The organism is Asaia prunellae JCM 25354 (assembly GCF_000613885.1).
GTDB lineage: Bacteria > Pseudomonadota > Alphaproteobacteria > Acetobacterales > Acetobacteraceae > Asaia > Asaia prunellae.
In genome coordinates this window covers 1-19,982 of the sequence record NZ_BAJV01000004.1, presented here as the reverse complement: position 1 = coordinate 19,982, position 19,982 = coordinate 1, and the positions used below count along the sequence as shown (strand labels likewise).

The window sequence follows — 19,982 nt, the reverse complement described above, 5'->3', positions numbered from 1 at the left end:
CAAATGAGAAGTATCCAGTCGCTGTCGATTATTTCCTGAAACGGTGATGGATAGTATTTTTCTTCCAGCTGAGAGCGGAATCGATTTCACGCACTTCAAGCGAAAGGGCGAAATTCGGCGTATCAAAAAAGCTCAGAAGTCTGTCAGTTGCAGTGGCAAAAAGCATATTGCCGATATGTTTCCTGTCTTCCGCACTTCTGCCCTCACCGATACGCAAAGACATATCGATGAAGGCATCCTCAGGCTGCTGATCGGCAATGGCCCAGGCAATGGCTCTGAAGGCGCGGACCCTGATCGCCCCTTTTTCGAAGAAGCCTGTCTTGAAAAGTGTTTCACCCAACGCAGCGCATAAACCCGCCATGTCGATGGTCCTGTCCAGATTGCCTGAATATTCCAGCGAAAGATGCGGCATGGTGACCTCCGGGGAAACTCTCGATTTGATAGTTAACGTGTTAAGTTTATAGACGAAGAGGTTACTTTAAGTATCCACACAACTGCGTTATATTCTTTTCATCCTGTATTCGTGATCCAGATCATCAAAGGCAAAGCACTCCTGGAAATGCATCTATCGAAAGTCAGAAGATCATCAGTGAAAATGCCTGTCCCAGCAGAAGACGCTCTTGCTGATCTGCCCCATGAGTCAACGAAAGCGCTCCCCATTGCCCTGCTCAGAGCCCGTGAGGCTTTGATGTCACGATTCCGGCCAATGCTTGCAGAGCATAATTTCACTACACAGCAATGGCGTGTCATTCGACTCCTGTTTGAATATGACACTCTGGATGCAGCGCAGCTTGCTGAAAAAGCGTTCATTCTTCCTCCAAGTCTGACACGCATCCTGGCGGCGCTCGAAAAACGTGACCTCATTATACGCATCCAGTCAGAAACAGATCGACGACGGTATCTGTTCAGGCTGACACCGGCTGGTGAAGCAGCCATGCGGGTGATTGCGCCAGATCGTCTTGAAATCTATCGCACCATCGAGACCTATTTCGGCAAGGAGAAAATCGCTCTCCTGCTGGAACTGCTCGACGACCTGGCAAAGTTCTGACAAGATTCAGCCGGGTTTGTTCAGGGCTTTTGCCTGGACATAGCCTCGATCGAGATAGAGAAGTGGGTTCCCCTCGGCGCGTATCCTTATGGTTTCCACTTCCGCGAAAATGACGTGATGTGTACCTATCGTATGATGGGTGCTGATACGGCAGTCGAGGGAGACGACCGCATCGCGCAGGGCCAGATTTCCTGATGGCAGGCTGTCCCATTCTGCCGCATTGTAACGCTCCTGCATTTCCGTGATTTTTCCGGCAAAGAAACCGGCCAGATCAGTATGGGCATGATCCAGTACATTGACGCACAAAACGCCATTCTTCAGGAACAGATCGCATTGCGCCGAACGCCGGTTCATGCAGACCAGCAGGGTTGGCGGGTCATCCGTGACCGAGCACATGGCTGTCGCGGTAAACCCTCCTTTCCCGGCAGGACCGTTTGAGGTGATGATATTGACCGACGCGCCTACACGCGCCATGGCGGCACGAAAAGCAAGTTGTCTGTCTGCTGCTGTATTTTCATTACTGCTGGATGATTGATGCGGTACCATGATCTCTATCCCTTCTCAGCCCAGAGGGGGCAACCAGGTCTTGCCGGTCCATCCATGTTCGTCGTAATCGCTCATGCAGCCTTCAACCAGCGCTTCCATTTCTCTCAGAAGCGGCCCGCGTTCAGCTCCACGATAGATTTGCAGACGGACTTCTTCAGGGGTTCCGGCATAGTTGAGTTCATACAGGGCATGCCGCCCACCAAATTCGGTTCCTGTGGCATCCCACAGAAGCTTCATGATCTTGATGCGCTCCTTGTGGTCTATTCCGTTGGATCCCCTAACATAGCGCGCCAGATAGCCGTCAATCTCGGGATTGGCGAAATCCTTTGCCGAAGAGGGCAGATAGATCAGACCTGAGGCCACGCAGCGTCTGACGAGATCGATTACGCGAGGATAGGCGTCTGACATGAAGGCGCGATAGGTGATGGCCGCTTCGATGTCCGGTAACACGGCCCCGTTCTGCCATTGTTGTGGCTTGCGTGCCATGGCATTCGAGAGTGACCAGAAAAGGTGGCGCAAGCGATAACCTCGCCCAGAGCAGCCTGATTGCCGCGGAAGGCGTCTCCCCCGGTACAGCGCAGGGCCTTGGCAAGCAATCCGGCCAGAAAGTCCAGTTTCACGGCAAAGCGTGTGCACCCCTGAAAGCAGAAGCCCTGCATGAAACCCGATCCAATCGGGAAGGACAGAATTTTCTTGGCATCCCGGAGAATGAGAACATCTTCCCAGGGAACGAAAACATTATCCAGCACAAGTATGGCATCGTTTTCGTCAAATCGGGATGAGAGTGGGTAATCGAAGGGTGAGGCTGTCCGGTTGGCTGTTTCCTCGTAGGATGTCCGGCAGATCATTTTGATGCCCGGGGCATTCATAGGGGCAATGAACGTAACCGAGAGGGACGGATCTTCAGTAACTGTTGCCGAGCTCTGGGCGAGCAGATTGTAATGGGTCAGGGCAGAAGAGGTCGCAACGACCTTCGCGCCGGATACGTAAATTCCGGCATCGGTTTCCTTCGTGATGTGAACGAAGACATCCTTGACCTCTTCGGCAGGTTTATGTCTGTCGATCGGCGGATTGACGATGGCATGATTGAGAAAGAGAACACGCTCCTGCGTCTTCTTGTACCAGGCACGCGCATTATCGGCGAACGGGCCATACCACTCTGCATTGGCATTCAATGTGTTGGTAAGGGCTGCCTTGTAATCAGCAGTTCGGCCCATCCAGCCATAGGTCATTCTAGCCCACTGGGCGATTGCAGCCTGCTGGCCGATCAGATCTTCAGCTGATTGGGGTGATCGGAAACTTTTGTGTGTGAAGCCACCGTTGCCGGTATCTGTCTTGGTCACGAGATCCTTGTTCAGGGTCTCGTCATGTAATGCATCATAAAGCCGGGCCAGTGATCGCGCCGAATTGCGCATGGCTGGATGAGTAGTGACATCCTTGATCCGCTCTCCGTTGATATAGACATTCCTGCCGTCGCGGAGGGATTCCAGATATTCCTCACCGGTAAATGGGCGCACGGAGTTGCTCGACGTGCCCTGTTTCCCAGCTTCATGTCTTCCGGAAGAGTCGCTCATTTCTGAATGTTCCCCTGATTTGATCTCAGGGGTCGGACGGTAAGAGTTTCATCCAGGTGACTGAATGCAGAAAAGTAAACAAAACATGGACTTTTTTTAATGAATTCCGCCCCGTCTATTCCAAGCTTTCAGACTTACGGCAACGAGGTCAGCTCGGGTGATGTTGGATTTGTTCATGTGGAAAAGGTCATGGATCGACGTTTCCTCCATAACGGGCACGTCGAATCTCATCGGCATGAACATCTGTGCCAGCTTTGTCTGTGGATCAAAGGAAACGGCATTTATATCATAGAAGACCGCAAGCTGACCTTTCAGGCGCCGATGTTTGTTTATGTTCCGACGCAGATCGTCCACGGTTTCGATGTTACATCAGGATCTGATGCAATCGTCATTTCCCTGGCTCATGACGTGGTCAGTCAGGATTTGCTGTTCAAGGGAAACATGTCCCATACGCCCCTGATCATAGGGGATACACGGCCAGGTGTGCAGCCGACTCCGCTTATGGAGGCGCTTATGGTAACGGCATGCATGCGGTATCAGACTTCACCTGATACATCTGGTCAGATCGTGCGCGGACTGGCTATTGCGGTTCTGGGGGAGGCCCTGTCTGTTGGGCACACCTTGCTTCATCATGAGCAATCGACGCTTGCTACCCGTATTCGTGAACTGATCGAACTTCATTTCCGCGAGGCGTGGACAGTCGCGGATTATGCGAAAATACTTCATCACACTCCTTATCAGATCAATCAGGCCACTCAGTCGGCTTTCGGCCAGACGCTCAAGCGTCTGATTCTTGATCGGAAGCTGCAGGAGAGCAAACGTCTTCTTGCGTTTACAATCAGGTCCATCGAGGCCATCGCGGCTGAAATAGGGATCCCTGACCCGGCGTATTTCTCCCGTTTCTTTCACAATGAATGTGGTGTTTCACCGAGGGAATGGCGTCGGAACTGGTCAAAGAAACCCTGAAAAACGTCGCAAAACTCTGACACCGAATAACAAGCTTGTGTGAACTGCCAGTAAGTTCCGGATTTTTAGTTAACATGATAATTAAAAACCTGTAAGCAATTCTCCAGATTAGAACCCCTATTGCTCGTATCCATGAGTGTACGGGGAAAACAGATAATACCGGCTGAACGTCTGGCCCGGCGGCAAGAGCGGTGCCCAGGTTATAGGGGACAGGTTTCAATGTCAGAAAAACAGAATAATTCTGTCGTGTCTGAAACGGATAAACGGGTCAGATGGTCGGATCTGGTCGCTTTGGCCTATGTGATCTGTATAAGTTTCTTTGTTTTATTCCTGGTCAGGAACGTTCATTCTCATCCTTTCCTGCTTGCCTATATAAAATTCTTTTTCCTGGCGTCATTTGGAGAATGTCTCAAGCGCCGCCTTACCCGGGGGGGATGGATCCCCGAACGTCTGTTGGCGCGTGCTCTTATCTGGGGATGTTTCGGGGTCTGGATCGCAACCTCATTCATGATTCTTGATGCCGGTGTTCACCGCTTTGTCGGTCCGACGTCTCCCTCAATATTTACGGCTTTTGCGATCAGCGCCTGGATGAATGTATTTTCGGGCTATGGTTTCTTCATGATGCTCACGCATTTCATTACTGATCGCTTTCTCGACAATGGTTTCAGATCACCTCTTGTCTATATCAGGGAAGAAGGGTTTGGGCGCTGGGTAAGGATAGTCGGGCTTTGCCTGGTATTTTTCTGGACACCAGCTCACACGATCACCTTTCTTCTGCCTGACACATGGCGAATTCTGTTCGCCGCCTATCTTGGAATAGCTCTGGGTGCGATCCTTTCCTTCGCTTCGGATAATGGACGCACCCGGGAACGGGCAGGCGGCTGAAGGACAGAACACTGACGGGACGGTCCGTCAGACACCCTTTCATCACACTCAGGACTGAATGCTCGACGACACTGGTCGGAGGGGGAATTTCATGGGAAAAATTTCCGTGGTGCGATATTTTGCGCCCACCCGTCATTTTATTTCAGCGTATCGCCGCAAGGTCTTCCTCTGGGGATATGTTGCCGTTTTAGGCATGGCATCTTTCGGACACTCCCGGGCCGCCGTGTCACTCCCCAGTCAGGAGGCAGAAGAGTCAGAGCGTGTTACCAGAGAACTGCAAAAGAAATACGTTGCTGTTCAGGGGCCTCTGACGCTTGTTCCCTCCGAGCTTCCTCCGCAGGTACTTGCCGGGGTGCCGCTGCTTTTTGGCCCGGATGAGAAAGCGCCAACCGGCCCGCTTACATTTCTGGGGCGTTTCCTGCGTCGCAACGGTTTTACGCCTCACGCCATTTTCAACCAGATCTATATGACCAACCCTGATCTCGGCCCCAGACCGGGACGTTTTACCCTGGGCACCGGAATTGCTCTTGGTCTCGATGCAAGCCTTGAAAAACTCGCAGGCATCCAGGGGGGAGAGATTCATTTCGAAGAAATATTGTTCCGTCCTACGGTAAATTCAACCTATCCGGCTGCAGCAGGATGGTCTGGAGCTGTCGGTTCCTATATCGCAGGCGTTGAGCAGCATACCGATCTCTCTGGTGGCTGGCTGGCCCTGATGACCTATCAACAGAAACTTTTCAAAAACCGCGTCAATTTTTCAATCGGCAGAACACATCCGCGTCGTTATTTCACTTTCAACAACTGCGACAATGCGCTGAACTGCGTAGATCCGATCATGCAGGCCTCCGCCGGCGTTCTTCCACCGCCTTATGCTTCCTGGGGGGGGTATGTCACTGCCAAGGTCTACAAGAACATCAGTTTCGAAGCTGGTGCTTTTGAAGCCAACATGAACCAGTATTTTCAAGGCGGGAATGGCTGGCGCTGGGATACAAGAACCGCAAGCGGTTACCTTGTCATGGCTGGGTTTAATTATCGGCGCCTGCAGGTCAGCCATCTCTATGGCGGTCGTTATCAGCTTACTGGTTTCTTCAACAGTTCCCGGTATACTGATCCTTATACCAAAAGCTCCCATTACGGACGCGCAGGCGCTGAATTCCGCCTCCAGCAATTGATCTGGCGCCGGGACCACAAACATCCCGTCGCTTCACCCATGCCGGAGGGAATTAATGTTTTTGGCAGCTTCGGATTTGCTGCAGATCCGGCAGCGCCTTTTCGTGCGCTTGCCGAAGGCGGGCTGAGTTATCACGGTCTGTTCGGAAAGCTGGACAGGGAGCAGATCAAATTCAGCTATATCAGAGCTTCGGAGCATCAGATGATGTTCCAGAGACTTATGCGTATCGGCAATGGTGGTGATCCGAGAATGGGATCACAGAATATCATGCGGCTTCAGGGAAGCGGGCATTTCGTTCTTTATCCCGGTATCGCCATCGAACCCAGCATCCAGTATGTGTTCAATCCCGATAATTACTTTAATCCCGCTGCCAGAAGAGTCAGCGCAAATGGTATTACCCTTGCTGCACAGCTCATTATTGATATGGGTTTCCTTACGGGCCTTTCCGCACACTGAAGCCGGGCTGTGCTCTGATATCACCCTTTGTCAGGCATAACGCTGCCTCAATGTTGAACAGGAGCAGGCAGGGTCCATGAAGAGTTGTATGGGTGCTGATCTGTCTGACATGATGGTTTCTTCCCCACCGCTGTAGTCTGACAAGGTGACATGAAGCCGCTCGATCTCGTCGTTATCATTCTTTATTTCGTGTCACTCTCGTTTCTGATCTGGCGTGTGAGTCGCAGGGCAGGAGGATCATCGCAGGATTTTCTTTCCGCGCATCACGATCTGCTTGGTGGGCACTCTGTCTGTCCCTGGTGGCAACAGAAACCTCGACATTGACTTTCATCAGCATCCCGGGTGTCGGTTATACGCAGGGGCTCGTTTTTCTGGGTATTGCTGCCGGATATTGTGTGGGGCGCAGTATCGTCGCGTACTGGTTTCTGCCGATGTATACTCAGGGAGCCCTGACAAGCGCCTATACGTTGCTTGGAAGGCGTTATGGGGCATCCATGCAGCGTCTGGCTTCTGGAGCGTTTCTCATAACGCGTTTTCTGGCTGAGAGCATCCGTCTTCTGGCTGGAGCGCTGCCGGTAATCTGGCTGTTCTCCCATAGCGGGATGCCGCTTGGTCGCTGGACGGTGTTAGGCAGTATTCTTGCTTTTACTCTTGTCTATACAATTCTCGGGGGGCTCCGTGCCGTTGTCTGGTCCGATGCCATCCAGCTTGGGTTATATGGAACGGGGGCTGTCTTTTGCGTGATTTTTGTCGGTTCTACTCTTAGCGCATCAGGCTGGCATCAGGCATGGAAGGCTGGATTGCTGCATGTCTTCCACCCCGTGACGCGCTATAACTGGTGGCATGATCCGTTCACGATTGTTGCTGCCGTGATTGGTGGAGCGGTACTTTCAGTAGCCTCTCACGGTACGGATCAGCTTATGGTGCAGCGCCTTCTTGCAGCGCGCTCTTTGCGTGAAGCGCGTCTTGCCCTGATCGGAAGTGCTGTCGTGGTGGCTGTACTGTTCGGGTTGCTCTCTCTGCTCGGCGTGCAGCTCTGGATTTCCGAGGCAGGAAGGAGTCTCGATGTGTTGGGATTTGATTCTCCTGACGCATTGTTTCCACATTTTATTGTAACTGCGCTCCCGGCAGGAATTTCCGGTCTGCTGATTGCCGGAGTGCTGAGTGCCACGATGGGCTCTTTATCCTCGACGCTCAATGCTATGGCAGGGGCGAGCCTGACCGATTTTGGTCCAGCACCGCGGCGCTGGGTAGAAGATGTTATGAGGTTTGCGGGCTACGTGCCACAGGCACTGTCCGCACCGCGTTTCATGACGCTTTTCTGGGGTATTATGCTGCTGCTTGGGGCAGCGCTCTTTACCATGGGGAGCAAATCGGCCGTTATTCTCGGGCTCACCATTGCAGGCTGGTCCTACGGGCCGACACTTGGTGTTTTTTTGTGTGCATTGTTTTTGCCGGGAATTGGCGTGCGTGCTGTCAAAGTCGGGTTTGTTGTATCGTTGGGAATGATGGCATTTGTGTTGATTGGCGGACAGATGGCGGGTTTTTCAATCGCTTTTTCCTGGCTTGTTCCGCTTGGTATCCTGTTTCATCTTGGCGCTGTCGGGCTTGCCAGAATCCCTTATCCGGAACGAACCGGGCCGCAACGGGCCTTCAAGGAGCATCATGATGAGTAAGCCGCCTCTTGTGCAGACTGAAACGCATGATCCGCGTTATGCGACAATAGAGCTCTGGCCCACCACGACTATTCTCGAATCTCTTGCCGAGGCCCAGATGGCGGCAACGGCGCTGGTACGTGCGGCGGTGCCCTCACTGGAAGCCGTTGTTGAATCCGCTGTGCCACGTCTGCGTGACGGTGGACGCCTGTTCTATGTTGGAGCTGGCACTGCAGGACGTGTGGGTATTCAGGACGGAGTAGAGCTGACGCCGACCTATGGCTGGCCGGCAGATCGTCTGGTACTGATGCTGGCAGGAGGAAACGACGCTCAGTCTAAAGCGGTCGAAGGGGCTGAAGATGATGAAGATTCTGCCATAAGAGAGATGGCCGAGCACCGTGTCGGACCAAAGGATGTCGTGTTTGGTATCGCGGCCAGTGGCAACACGCCTTACAGCTGTGCCGCATTGGGCGCAGCGCGTAGAGCTGGTGCTTTGACCATTGGTATAAGCTGCGTGGCTGAGACGCGTCTGCTGCGCGAAAGCGAACTGGGTATTCTCTTGCCGACAGGGCCGGAAGCTATTGCCGGATCGACACGGCTCAAAGCAGGTACGGCCCAGAAGGCTGCCCTGAATCTGCTTTCAACGACACTCATGATTCGTCTGGGTCATGTCTATTGTGGATTGATGGTCGATATGCGTGTGACGAATGCCAAGCTTGGACGTCGCGCCGTGGAGATGGTCCGTTGCCTTGCCGGAGGGAGCGATGCCGAGATTGGTGAGGCACTCAGGGTCAGCTCCGGTAATGTCAAACGTGCTGTGCTGCTGCGTCATGGTATGACTCTGGAAGAAGCCGAAGTAGCCCTGATGGAAAACGATAATAATCTCCATGCAGTTCTTACGGGTGTGAAAAAGGTATGAACAGCCGGTCTGCTGGATCAGGGTTTTTGCGCGTGATTGGTCTTATGAGCGGTACTTCACTTGACGGAGTGGATGCGGCGCTGATCGAAACTGATGGTATGACAGTCGGACGCCGAGGGGCGTCGCTCAGCCTTGGCTATGAGCCTGACTTGCGTCGCGTATTATATGATCTGTTCGCTCGGGCTGCAGAGTTGCAAGGAGATGAGCCTGAGCTGCTCTGTGCAGAGCGCGCTCTGACGGATATTCACGCCGAGGCCGTGCGTCAGGTTCTGGCGTCGGAGAAAGAAGCCGATCTGATCGGCTTTCATGGTCAGACGTTGTTTCATGCGCCACAGGAAGGGCGTACGTGGCAGATTGGCGATGCCTTGCGTCTCTCTGGTGCGACAGGGTTACCGGTTATTCACGATTTTCGCAGTGACGATGTGCGGGCTGGGGGAGAGGGGGCGCCGTTGGCACCCTGGTATCACGCTGCCTGTCTGGCAGGGGAGGAAGGGCCGGTCGCCATTCTCAATATTGGTGGTGTCGCGAATGTCACGTTCATAGGACGCGACGGTGTTATTCTGGCCTGTGACACAGGGCCAGGGAATGCCCTTCTTGATGACTGGGCCCTGCAGCACACAGGTATTGCCTGCGATCGTAACGGATCGCTGGCACGTGCCGGTCAGGTGGACAGAGCGCGGCTCTCGACACTGCTCGCAGCGCCGTTTTTCCAACGCCTGCCACCCAAATCTCTCGACCGTCAGGAATTTGTTGCGGCTTTGGATCTGCTGGCGCCGCTTTCTGCAGAAGACGGGGCAGCCACGCTCGTTGCCTTCACAGTACAGGCAGTAGCCGAAACGATTTTGCCGGAAGCGCCGCGCGCCTGGTTTGTCTGCGGAGGCGGGCGGCATAATCCGGCCCTGATGCAGGGGCTTGCCGATACCCTTGCTGGCAGGGTTGCGCCCGTCGAAGCGCTGGGTTGGAACGGCGATATGGTCGAGGCTGAATGTTTTGCCTATCTTGCCATGCGCAGCCTGCGCGGCCTGCCGCTTTCAGCACCGGGAATTACTGGTGCTGAAGGATTTTTCACGGGCGGCCGTCTGAGTTGCGCTGCAATCAGGCCATCTCGTGCTTTGGCGTTTTGCAACGATCATCATGGGGGCAGGTTTGACCCTCAGGTCAGGTATACCGCAGGTGGAGTTGATTGACAGTTTCGGTCTGTTGATGCGTTCATGGTACGGAAACAATGGATGGATCGAAAATGGGCAAGTTTCTGGCAATTCTCGTGGGCGCGCTGACATTGACCGCCTGTCACGGCATCGATCATGCGGCTTGTGCCAATGATCCGACCGCAAGTTCCTACGCGGTTGATAGTCCCAAGGCAGTTCTCCACACTTGCAACTGACCAGATCACACAGCTGTGACTTTTCTCAAGATGGCAGATTAGTCATGGTTATGTAAGGTTTCGATCAGGCCAAGCAGATTGATGATTCGGACTTCTTCCTGGTTTGAGGAGAAGTCTGACTTCAAGGCACGCTGGTCGGCCAAGGCAATTCTGCTGGTCGATCAGGTGGAGATCGTCAATGAGCCCCTTGCGCTGGCAGATGATTGCTCTTTGTTTCGTCGCCAATATCATCAATTTTCTTGATCGATCAAATCTTGCCATAGCGGTACCGCATATTGAAGCGGAGCTGCATCTGTCGTCCTTTCAGGTCGGACTCGGGCTGAGCGCCTTTTTCTGGACCTATGCTCTTATGCAAGTTCCTGTTGGATGGCTGATCGACCGCTTTGGCGTGCGCCGCTGTCTGGCAGGCTCTGTATTGTGGTGGTCACTTTTCACGGCGGCGACGGCTTTTATCTCAGGCCTGCCCAGCCTGCTGGCCGCACGCCTGTTGCTTGGTGTAGGTGAGGCCGGAGCGTTGCCGGGCTTTGCGAAAGTGGTGTTCAACTGGTTTCCCCGTACGGAAAGGGGGGTTGCCAGCAGCATTTTCGACAGTGGTTCGCGTGTGGGCTCGGCTCTCGCCTTGCCGCTGGTCGCCTGGCTTGTTGCAAGCGTCGGCTGGAGACAGTCCTTCATCTGGACGGGTCTTCTTGGTTTTATATGGGTCGCTGTCTGGTTCTGGCTCTATCGCGATCCGAAAGATCATTCTCATGTTACCGAAGCAGAATGCGCTCTGTTGCGTGAGAGTCAGAGAACGCATGATGAACCGATAGAAAATTCCCCGGTATCGCTCGGTTATCTTCTGAAGCAGCGCACGATCTGGGGGATGATGATCGGATTTTTCTGTCTCAATTTTGCTATTTATTTCTTTATTACCTGGTTTCCGACCTTTCTGATCAAGGCCCGCCATTTTTCGATGGAGGAGGTCCAGTATTACGGATTGTTCCCAGCGCTCTTTGCTATTCCTTTCGGCTGGATTGGCGGAGCAGTCTCGGATGCCTTGTTGCGCCGTGGTTGGAGTGCAACAAGGGCGAGAAAGACCTGTCTGGTTGGCGGGATGCTGGTCTCTTGCGTGATTGCGTTTGCCCCATTGGTTCAAAGCTCGGTGACCGCTCTGGTACTAATGGGTGCTTCCTATGCTGCTCTGGCCTTTACTGCGGCCAATATCTGGACTTTGCCAGGTGAGGTAGCGCCAAGTGCAGGTAATGTTGCTCTGATTGGTGCGTTGCAAAATGGCGCGGCCAATCTGGCAGGAATTGGAATTACGACTTTCACTGGTCTATTGCTGACGTTGACGGGAGGTTCGTTTGTTTTGCCTCTCGCGGTTGCAGGAGCACTTTGTATTGTCGGCGCACTCTCCTATCTCTTTATCATGGGCCCCGTCGAGCGTATTTCTGCGCCCGAGAACACGCGGAGTTGAGGCGTGAGGACTGCAACGTGACAGTAGTTTCAGAGCTCTGATCGCAGTATTGCCAAACGTCGAAGGAATATCGTCATGACACAGGCGCTCGTCATTCATGCTCCTCATGACCTCAGGATTGAGGAGCGTGAGGTTCCAGCCTTGCAATCAGGTGAGGTGAAGGTACGTGTGGAGGCTGGGGGTATCTGCGGCTCTGACCTGCATTATTATCATCACGGTGGCTTTGGAGCTGTACGTATCAAGCACCCCATGATTCTGGGTCACGAGATTGCAGGGCATATCACTGACAAGGCGCCTGACGTTACCACTCTTTCCGTTGGCGATATTGTTGCGGTGAATCCAGGTCTTCCATGCACACACTGTGCGCAATGTCTTGCTGGGCGTGCCAATCATTGTACTGATATGCGCTTTTATGGCAGCGCGATGCGCGACCCTCATGTTGACGGAGCTTTCAGGCAGGACCTGGTTTGCAAGGCACGCCAATGTGTGAAGGCAAGTCACAAGACGTCAGCTGAACTCGCCCTTGCCGAGCCTTTTGCTGTCGCACTTCATGCGATAAGCCGTGCAGGCTCCCTGATGGGCAAACGCCTTCTGATCACCGGGGCAGGACCTATAGGCACTCTTGTCGCTATTGCAGCCAGAATTAATGGTGCCAGAGAGGTGATCGTTACCGATATTCTTTCGGAGCCCCTGGCTGTGGCCCTGAAAGCCGGAGCTGATCATGTTATCAACTCGTGTGAAACACCAGAGAAACTGTCTGTGCTTGGGCGTTCGGTCGATGTGTTGATCGAATGTTCAGGCAACGAGCAGGCTCTTCGTAGCGGGCTGGAATCAATGGCTCCTTGCGGCACGATTGTACAGCTCGGTCTAGGTGATGATGTCACCTTGCCACAAAGCCGTATCGTCGCAGGCGAGCTTAGTTGGATCGGATCTTTTCGCTTTCGTGAGGAGTTTTCTCTCGCTGTCGATCTGATTGATTCAGGCAAGGCTGATCTGGGAATGTTGGTAACCCAGCATTTTGCTTTTCAGGAGGCGGGCAGGGCGTTTGACCTTGCTTCCAATCGTCGCGAGGCGATGAAGGTGCTGCTCAGTTTCTGAGCAGTAAAACGATTGACAGGCTCGTCTGGTGGCATAAGGCTGTTGTTATTGAACGATATAGTTTCTTATGGCGCCAATATATTTGTATGTAATGCGTAGCAAACAAATTTAAAATTGATAGAAATATTATATTTTTCAGATATATTCGTTTTATATGCATGGATAATGGGCTGGTTATCTATGACAAGCCGTACGACCTCCAGTTTTTGGCTATTCAGAAATCGGACTGAAGTAAAAGGTTGCGAATAAATCGACCTTTGACGGAGGCGTGGCACAAGAGTGAATGGGTGGCGGCAGGACAGTTCTCTCGTATGAACCAAAAGTAATCATTCAGAAAGTATGAAAGTGTCGCGTAGAGAGAGTTTAATTCTCAAGTCGAACGATTCGCCCCCTTAACAACAGCTGTTTCGACCTTTTTGAGCGGCTAACTGCCATCGCTGCAATAAGTTCCCTTCGCAGAGAATTCGTTCAGATATGCGCGCGATAAATGCTGTGACAGCGTGCAACGTCAAAAACCTCCGGAAATTTCTTGTTCTCGTTAGATATAAGGCAACATAACGGGAACTGAGAATGTATTATCAAATACTAATATAATCAATTTCATAATCCATAGAAAATTTGATTTAGATCAAAAATTTATTCCTTGGATAATAGGAGTATTGTAGAGCGCGAATATGATTGGATAGGATTTATTATGATATTAACTGAAATAACGATCAGATAACGATCTGTGTTTGTTGTGACGAAATGTGTTGACGTTAGTGAAAAAATGTACATTATGTTTCTAGGTACGGTCAGGATAAGCCGGACGCATCGTGATTTCCGTTAATCGCTAATTATGGTGTGCACCCAGATCCTGGGTAATTTCAAAAATTACAGTCTTGCCGTCTGATATGGATTTTTTTGTTGCCGTTAATGGCAATCAAGGTGGAGTTCGCCACATGGGCGTTGTCACTGTAGTTGGTTCGTCAGGTATGACAGTCGAGGTCACTATAGACGGCGCCCGCATGGAGAGTCTTGCTTCTACATATGCCAAGCAGCTGCTAAATGCTTCGGCCAACGGCACACTTAACTCGGTAGATCTTGCAGGAGGTTCCAACGCGGCACAGTCTTCTGCTGCCACGGTAGTACAGGGTGTCGTCACCCTTGGCGGCTCTTTCGCAATGACCGGGGGATATACCAACCTCCTGATCGGATCCGAAAACAACGCCTCCGGTACAGTAACTCCTCTCGATGCCCCCGTTACGGTCGATGGGAGCGGGATTGCTGCAAGCAGTATTTCGGTTCTGGCAAGTAACACGACAAACACAAGTTTCTATGCTGGAAACTATAGCGGTACTTTTGTATCCACTACGGGTAACACACTTTTCGATGGTGCAAGCCGTAGCGGGAGCTGGACGATTGCTACCGGTTCGGGAAATGACACGATTATTGCCGCGAGCGGTGTAAATAATATCCGTGCCGGGCAAGGGCAGAACAGCATCACATTGGGTACTGGGACCAGTTTTGTGGCCTCAGAAGGTCAGGACACTATTACCGGTGTCGAAAATGCGTCAGATTCGGTTACCCTGCTTGGTGGAAATTCGATTGTTACCCTCAAATCAAATGCCCTGGTAGCTGATACGGCTCTGACCGGCAGCCAGATTTCTCTTGGAATTAACAGCTCTGTTTTTGGTGGTACGGGGTCCAAAGTTAGTTTCACAGGTGCAACGGGTACCATTGTCGGGACGGTTGGAGACACAATCTCCGCGGCGGGTGATCTGCAAGTCTATCATGGTTCTGCTCAGAATATCAGTGTTTCGGGGGCACTTCGCTTTATATCGGGTACCGGTACGACATCTATCAGTGCAGGTACCGGTACAATCTGGGGCGCTAATGATCTTCGTGCGACAGTCAATACAAACAGCCTTGCATTGTTTACTGCAAACCAGCCCAATGCTACCGGCAATCAATACATTGATGCTTCGTCGTCCAAGGGGACACTGGAGGCATGGACGGGTGCCGGGAGCAATACAGTGATTGGAACTTCAGGTTCCGACCATTTTGTTTTCGGAACGCAGTTTCAGGACTCCAACGGCAGCAGTTATGCGACTGTTACTGGTGGCAGTGGAGCGGCAAACAGTTTTGGCGTACTGGCCGGTCATAATGGTGGTGACATTACCATCACGGATTTTGGCAGCGCTGCGGGCAATATGTTCTTCATGTATAACTACAAACCCGCTGATGCAGATCAGGCTATAAAAAATCTGCTCAATACGGCGACCGTTTCAGGCGGAAACACCACGATCCAGCTCGATAACAGCATGAAGGTGACCTTCCTCGGTGTGACCGACCTGAAGGCGTCCAGCATCACCATTTCGTAGTTGGAACATAGGAGCAGCCGGGTTCACTCGGCGTCATACTTGGGCCAGGGAGGTCAAGATGAGCAAGATCAGCGGGTATGATCGGACCATCGTTTCAAAACGTACAGCCAAGACCGTGAATACAGGGAATGTTGGCGATACCAAGCGTATTGTCATGACAAATGTTGATAATGCTCCGATGATATTCGCCGACAAGGTCCCGGTTTATGGGACTATTGGTGATGTGGTTACCACTACTCTGGCAGCAGAGCGGCCGGTTGGTGAGAGTATAGCCATAGCAGCAACCGTGCATCTGCGGTTGACCCGTGACGCGGCAAGTGTCTTGGCCAGATCCCTGCTAGAGGCGCTGGCTATTATTGACAGACAATCACAGCCTTCCGATCGCCTAAACTGACCGGAGAAACGCCTATTGGGTTCTGTATGCATAAAGTAATCCGCAGCAGCCAGAAAACCGGGATCGTTGAAGTCGCATTCCAATAATAACCCAGTAATCAAAGATAATGTGAGAAATAGATCATGACAACCTACTATGTCAGTTCTGGTCAGACGAGATCTGGAAATGTAGCCGCAGCCGACGTAGTTGTTGTGCGAAGTGGCGGCACATACTCACCTTATGCGAGCAATGGGTCTGTTAGTTACGTATACGGCCAAGTCCAGCTTGATGCTGGCGGCGTAATCAATGGGGGAGTGATTGCCTCCGGAGGTATTCTGTCCGCTGCGAGTGCGGGGCACCTATTAGGACAAATCCAGGTCGCCTCAGGAGGCATTGTTTCAGGGGGATATGCTGACTGGCTTATCGTCAGCAGTGGAGGAACAGTAAGTGGTACTGTTACGTCCAGTGGCGGTCTTATCGATCTGCAGAGTGCGGCTGCTGGCGGTGGACTGGATATTAAATCCGGCGGTGTGGTTAAACTTGCCAGTGGAGCGACGCTGAGAGGAACAACCATTGAAGTAGGTGGCGTGGCATCTGTGGGCGCCGGAGCCCAGATGTCTGGTGGCAACTACAATTTTGGTTCTGTAATTGTTTCCGGCGCAAATGCACTGTTCAACGGCTTTGTAAGCAGCGGTGGCACTGCATCCGTGATCAGTGGCGGGACAATATTGTCTTCCAATACGGGGTCCGGTGGTACGCTGATCGCCCGGTCTGGAGGGACACTTGCCTCAGATCCCATAAATGCGGGAGGCCTCGCGATTGTCGGAAGTGGCGGGGTTGGTTCTGGCCTTGCGCTCAACACCGGCGGGACGCTGAATGTCACAGGTGGTAAAGTATCAGCTACAACTGTAAATGGCGGCACAATAAACATCTATACTCCTACAGATGGAACGACTGGCACAACGTTCACGTCAAGCGGGGGAACGCTTAATCTGCAGTCAGGTTATGTTGACTCCAGAGGATGGACCGTATCGAGCAATGTTGCTGTCAATGTTCTGAGCGGCGCGACACTTTTTCCGTCCACAGTTTTGAGTGGAGGCATTGTCACTGTCAGCAATGGTGGCGTTGCAAGCGCCACTATTGTTTCGTCTGGAGGTGCCTTCGCAGTCAGTGCTGGAGGGTTGGCCTACAATACCACTAATCCAGCCGGTACCGGGACAGTCAATATTCTGTCCGGTGGTACCGAGATCGTCACATCAGGTACAATTGTAACCAATCATAATATCCTGGCCGGAGGTACGGAAATTGTTCAGGCGGGCGGTACCGCATCTGGCGGCAATTATGCCTATGGTTCTGTACTGGTCAGCGGTGCCAGTGCCGTCTGGAACGGTTATGTAAGTTCAGGTGGTATTGTCACAGCGCAAAGTGGCGGGACAATATTGTCTTCGAATACGGGATCCGGTGGGACGTTGGTTGTATCGTCTGGCGGCACTCTTGCTTCAGATCCCATAAATGCCGGAGGTCTCGCGATTGTCGGTAGCGGTGGGTATGGCTCGGGACTGCTGCTCAATGCGGGCGGAACCCTGAATATCACGGGCGGCTCTGTATCAGCTGTAAACGTTAATGGCGGTACATTAAATATCTACACTTCTGTGAATGGAACGAACAATACAACATTCACATCTAGTGGTGGTACAATAAATCTTCAGTTAAGCTATGCAGATACAAGAGGCTGGAACGTATCAAGTAATGTTTCTGTAAATGTCCTGAGCGGTGCGACACTTTTTCCGTCCACAGTTTTGAGTGGAGGCATTGTCACTGTCAGCAATGGTGGCGTTGCAAGCGCCACTGTTGTTTCATCTGGCGGCGCTTCGCAGTCAGTGCTGGAGGGGTAGCCTACAACACCAGTAATGTGTCCGGTACGGGGACGGTTGATATCCTGTCCGGCGGTACTGAGGTCGTCACATCAGGCGCTATTGTGACCAATCATAATATCCGGGCCGGAGGTACAGAAATTGTTCAGGCGGGCGGTACCGCGTCTGGCAATAACAATGCCTATGGTTCTGTGGTAGTAAGCGGCGCCAGTGCAGTCTGGAACGGTTATATAATTTCAGGTGGTATTGTCACCGCGCAGAGTGGTGGCACGATTTCCCTGACGACGGTCCAGTCAGGCGCAACTGCCATTGCCTCGTCTGGTGGTGTGCTCCAGTCCAAGGGAGTATTCTCCGGGGGGAGTGCGCTTGTTAATTCCGGCGGCACAGCATCAGACTATACTGTCTATACTGGCGGTGTTCTCAGCATGGCCTCGGGCGGTGCGATTGCCGGGTCACTCTCCGTATCCGGGACTGGCGCTGCGACCATTCCTGCAACTGCAGGCGGGACGGTCGTTCTTGACGATGGTCAGGCGGCAAGTGTCACGATTACCGGAACAACGAGCCCTACGACAGTCATCAGTGGTTTTAACGGGTCAAGCGCGACGGCTTCGGACACGATCAAACTGGCCAATGTAAACAAGGCTGATGTGACGTCTGTATCCTATTCGGATGTCAACCATGTCACGCTTACGCTCAAAAGCGGTTCGTCAATCACGCTCAACATTCTGAACGTACGCAACTATGGCTATACGCTTGCTTCAGATAGTAACGGCAAGCTGGTTTATGAAGTATGCTTCCTGAGGGGTGTCGAAATCGCAACTCCGGACGGTGCTCGTCTTATCGAGGATTTTGCTCCTGGTGATACCATCACGACGATCAACGGTGAGGTTGAACAAAATGATATCGTAACCTGGGTCGGGAAGGCGACGTGCCTGGTCAATCCGAACCTGGCCGATGACATGGCCGGCTATCCCATCGTGATTGCTCGTGGTGCCCTTGCCGATAACGTGCCCGAGCAGGATTTCCGTGTGACGGCTGAGCATTGCCTCTATCTGGGTGGCAACTTCATCCCGGCTCGTATGCTCGTTAACGGTCGTTCCATCTATTATGACAAGAGTGTTCCGAGCTATGACTACTACCATATTGAAACTGAACGCCATTCTGTGATCCGCGCCAATGGTGCACTGACCGAAAGCTATCTCGACACCGGCAATCGTGGCCAGTTTGAGCAGGTCGGCAACGTTTACAAGCTGCCCGCCACTGCCAAGACCTGGGAAGCAGATGGTGCAGCCAGTCTCGCGGTTCAGCGTGAGGTAGTCGAACCTGTGTATCGGCAGATCAAAGCCAGAGCAGAGACATATGCCGAGCAATCCCCTGTGTTGTCGCAGGAGACGACGGACAATTCCGGCCTGCGCCTCGTAACCGATCGCGGCGACCTTCTTCTCCCCCGCAAGAGCAATGATGGACAGTTTGTCTTCCATCTGCCCCCCATGGTCAAAAGTGTGCGTATCATGAGCCACGCCAGTCGCCCATATGATACAGTCGGACCTTTTGTCGATGACCGCCGCAAGCTTGGCGTGCTCATTGGTGATGTCACTCTTTTCGATGCGCAGAGAACAATAATGCTGACGGATCACCAGAGAAATGGCGCATTGCCTGGCTGGCACGAAGCTGGCACGGCACGTTGGACGGCCGGGGATGCTACGTTGATGCTTTGTGAACGCGATATCCACTCTTTCGCGGTGTTAATGATCCAGGTACTTTCCTCCGGTCCGTATCTTGTCGCTGATCAGTATCAAGATTGGGGCGGTGCACCAGGCGAGCTGTTTGTAGCTGAGTAGACGATACTGTCACTAAAATCAGGTCTGATAGCTGAATGAGCTATCAGACCTGCGACGATCTGAATAAGCGGTACTATCGACGATGAGACCGCTTATTCAGATCGGGAGCTGGCATCCTGAATGAAACGATATGGAGCTGGAAGCTCTATACAGTCTGCGCTCGTTCTTAGATGTATAGATTGTTTTCTCTGATCTGCCTTGATCGAAAAAAAAAATTAATAGAGGCAAAGCATGTAGTATGAAGACATATTTATATCATAAATAAAAACGATAATATGAAATATATAAGTATTGTCTATCAATCGAAACTTGGTATCTACAATCATGAACACAGTAGCATCTTCTGATGCAGCTTCCATGAAGCACAATCCGG

Annotated in this window: 17 protein-coding genes and 1 pseudogene; 15 read left to right on the top strand and 3 right to left on the bottom strand. The window is 52.3% G+C overall.

Annotation, left to right across the window (positions count from 1 at the left end; all coding sequences use genetic code 11):
- Positions 1 to 28: 28 nt before the first annotated feature.
- Positions 29 to 412 (bottom strand): 5-carboxymethyl-2-hydroxymuconate Delta-isomerase, encoded by a 384-nt coding sequence (locus JCM25354_RS04160; RefSeq protein ID WP_025885074.1) that lies wholly within the window; start codon positions 410 to 412, stop codon positions 29 to 31.
- Between the two features lie 183 nt (positions 413 to 595).
- Here JCM25354_RS04160 and hpaR point away from each other — a divergent pair, with 183 nt between their 5' ends.
- On the top strand, positions 596 to 1,048 hold the full coding sequence (hpaR, locus tag JCM25354_RS04155) for a homoprotocatechuate degradation operon regulator HpaR (RefSeq protein ID WP_025885073.1): 453 nt from the start codon (positions 596 to 598) through the stop codon (positions 1,046 to 1,048).
- 6 nt (positions 1,049 to 1,054) lie between these two features.
- Here the strand turns inward: hpaR and JCM25354_RS04150 are convergent, their stop codons facing one another.
- Both JCM25354_RS04150 and JCM25354_RS16525 read right to left on the bottom strand, forming a co-directional pair.
- Positions 1,055 to 1,594, bottom strand: coding sequence for a flavin reductase (locus JCM25354_RS04150; protein ID WP_025885072.1), 540 nt, complete (start codon positions 1,592 to 1,594; stop codon positions 1,055 to 1,057).
- 15 nt (positions 1,595 to 1,609) lie between these two features.
- A pseudogene (locus tag JCM25354_RS16525) lies at positions 1,610 to 3,168 on the bottom strand (4-hydroxyphenylacetate 3-hydroxylase N-terminal domain-containing protein).
- 189 nt (positions 3,169 to 3,357) lie between these two features.
- On the opposite strand from JCM25354_RS16525, the gene JCM25354_RS04140 reads away from it, so the two are divergent.
- The 14 genes from JCM25354_RS04140 to JCM25354_RS16515 all read left to right on the top strand — a co-directional run bounded on the left by JCM25354_RS04140 (position 3,358) and on the right by JCM25354_RS16515 (position 19,609).
- Positions 3,358 to 4,134, top strand: a complete 777-nt coding sequence (locus JCM25354_RS04140) for a helix-turn-helix domain-containing protein (RefSeq protein WP_159103443.1) — start codon at positions 3,358 to 3,360, stop codon at positions 4,132 to 4,134.
- 246 nt (positions 4,135 to 4,380) lie between these two features.
- Complete coding sequence (locus JCM25354_RS20935; RefSeq protein WP_159103442.1) at positions 4,381 to 5,019, top strand: hypothetical protein; 639 nt, start codon at positions 4,381 to 4,383, stop codon at positions 5,017 to 5,019.
- A 91-nt stretch (positions 5,020 to 5,110) separates the two neighbouring features.
- Positions 5,111 to 6,646, top strand: coding sequence for a carbohydrate porin (locus tag JCM25354_RS04130; protein ID WP_025885069.1), 1,536 nt, complete (start codon positions 5,111 to 5,113; stop codon positions 6,644 to 6,646).
- 150 nt (positions 6,647 to 6,796) lie between these two features.
- Positions 6,797 to 6,970, top strand: a complete 174-nt coding sequence (locus tag JCM25354_RS22135; protein ID WP_243443890.1) for a hypothetical protein — start codon at positions 6,797 to 6,799, stop codon at positions 6,968 to 6,970.
- Positions 6,967 to 8,322, top strand: a complete 1,356-nt coding sequence (locus tag JCM25354_RS16520) for a sodium:solute symporter (protein WP_051537211.1) — start codon at positions 6,967 to 6,969, stop codon at positions 8,320 to 8,322. Before JCM25354_RS22135 ends, JCM25354_RS16520 begins: the two co-directional genes overlap by 4 nt.
- Entirely contained in the window at positions 8,312 to 9,220 is a 909-nt protein-coding gene (locus JCM25354_RS04120; RefSeq protein WP_035446710.1) for an N-acetylmuramic acid 6-phosphate etherase, read from the top strand. Before JCM25354_RS16520 ends, JCM25354_RS04120 begins: the two co-directional genes overlap by 11 nt.
- Complete coding sequence (locus JCM25354_RS04115; RefSeq protein WP_025885067.1) at positions 9,217 to 10,407, top strand: anhydro-N-acetylmuramic acid kinase; 1,191 nt, start codon at positions 9,217 to 9,219, stop codon at positions 10,405 to 10,407. The genes JCM25354_RS04120 and JCM25354_RS04115 overlap by 4 nt, the downstream gene beginning before the upstream one ends.
- Positions 10,408 to 10,445: 38 nt before the next feature.
- Positions 10,446 to 10,604 carry a hypothetical protein gene (locus JCM25354_RS21290; protein WP_159103441.1) on the top strand — a complete coding sequence of 53 codons (159 nt, stop codon included), beginning with the start codon at positions 10,446 to 10,448 and terminating at the stop codon, positions 10,602 to 10,604.
- Between the two features lie 178 nt (positions 10,605 to 10,782).
- On the top strand, positions 10,783 to 12,060 hold the full coding sequence (locus JCM25354_RS04100) for an MFS transporter (protein ID WP_025885066.1): 1,278 nt from the start codon (positions 10,783 to 10,785) through the stop codon (positions 12,058 to 12,060).
- 75 nt (positions 12,061 to 12,135) lie between these two features.
- A complete protein-coding gene (locus JCM25354_RS04095) occupies positions 12,136 to 13,158 on the top strand; it encodes an L-idonate 5-dehydrogenase (protein ID WP_025885065.1) in 1,023 nt (340 codons plus the stop codon).
- 941 nt (positions 13,159 to 14,099) lie between these two features.
- Positions 14,100 to 15,521, top strand: coding sequence for a beta strand repeat-containing protein (locus JCM25354_RS04090; protein ID WP_025885064.1), 1,422 nt, complete (start codon positions 14,100 to 14,102; stop codon positions 15,519 to 15,521).
- A gap of 58 nt (positions 15,522 to 15,579) precedes the next feature.
- Positions 15,580 to 15,915, top strand: coding sequence for a hypothetical protein (locus JCM25354_RS04085; protein WP_025885063.1), 336 nt, complete (start codon positions 15,580 to 15,582; stop codon positions 15,913 to 15,915).
- Positions 15,916 to 16,037: 122 nt separating this feature from the next.
- Entirely contained in the window at positions 16,038 to 17,789 is a 1,752-nt protein-coding gene (locus tag JCM25354_RS19870; RefSeq protein WP_051537209.1) for a hypothetical protein, read from the top strand.
- Between the two features lie 17 nt (positions 17,790 to 17,806).
- Positions 17,807 to 19,609 carry a Hint domain-containing protein gene (locus tag JCM25354_RS16515; protein WP_051537208.1) on the top strand — a complete coding sequence of 601 codons (1,803 nt, stop codon included), beginning with the start codon at positions 17,807 to 17,809 and terminating at the stop codon, positions 19,607 to 19,609.
- Positions 19,610 to 19,982: the final 373 nt, after the last annotated feature.

Bases quoted from the DNA above. Each gene is read 5' to 3' on its own strand.
- JCM25354_RS04160 (WP_025885074.1), bottom strand. From the start codon at position 412: ATGCCGCATCTTTCGCTGGAATATTCAGGCAATCTGGACAGGACCATC.
- hpaR (WP_025885073.1), top strand. From the start codon at position 596: ATGCCTGTCCCAGCAGAAGACGCTCTTGCTGATCTGCCCCATGAGTCA.
- JCM25354_RS04150 (WP_025885072.1), bottom strand. From the start codon at position 1,594: ATGGTACCGCATCAATCATCCAGCAGTAATGAAAATACAGCAGCAGAC.
- JCM25354_RS04140 (WP_159103443.1), top strand. From the start codon at position 3,358: ATGGATCGACGTTTCCTCCATAACGGGCACGTCGAATCTCATCGGCAT.
- JCM25354_RS04130 (WP_025885069.1), top strand. From the start codon at position 5,111: ATGGGAAAAATTTCCGTGGTGCGATATTTTGCGCCCACCCGTCATTTT.
- JCM25354_RS22135 (WP_243443890.1), top strand. From the start codon at position 6,797: ATGAAGCCGCTCGATCTCGTCGTTATCATTCTTTATTTCGTGTCACTC.
- JCM25354_RS04120 (WP_035446710.1), top strand. From the start codon at position 8,312: ATGATGAGTAAGCCGCCTCTTGTGCAGACTGAAACGCATGATCCGCGT.
- JCM25354_RS04115 (WP_025885067.1), top strand. From the start codon at position 9,217: ATGAACAGCCGGTCTGCTGGATCAGGGTTTTTGCGCGTGATTGGTCTT.
- JCM25354_RS21290 (WP_159103441.1), top strand. From the start codon at position 10,446: ATGGATGGATCGAAAATGGGCAAGTTTCTGGCAATTCTCGTGGGCGCG.
- JCM25354_RS04100 (WP_025885066.1), top strand. From the start codon at position 10,783: ATGAGCCCCTTGCGCTGGCAGATGATTGCTCTTTGTTTCGTCGCCAAT.
- JCM25354_RS04095 (WP_025885065.1), top strand. From the start codon at position 12,136: ATGACACAGGCGCTCGTCATTCATGCTCCTCATGACCTCAGGATTGAG.
- JCM25354_RS04090 (WP_025885064.1), top strand. From the start codon at position 14,100: ATGGGCGTTGTCACTGTAGTTGGTTCGTCAGGTATGACAGTCGAGGTC.
- JCM25354_RS04085 (WP_025885063.1), top strand. From the start codon at position 15,580: ATGAGCAAGATCAGCGGGTATGATCGGACCATCGTTTCAAAACGTACA.
- JCM25354_RS19870 (WP_051537209.1), top strand. From the start codon at position 16,038: ATGACAACCTACTATGTCAGTTCTGGTCAGACGAGATCTGGAAATGTA.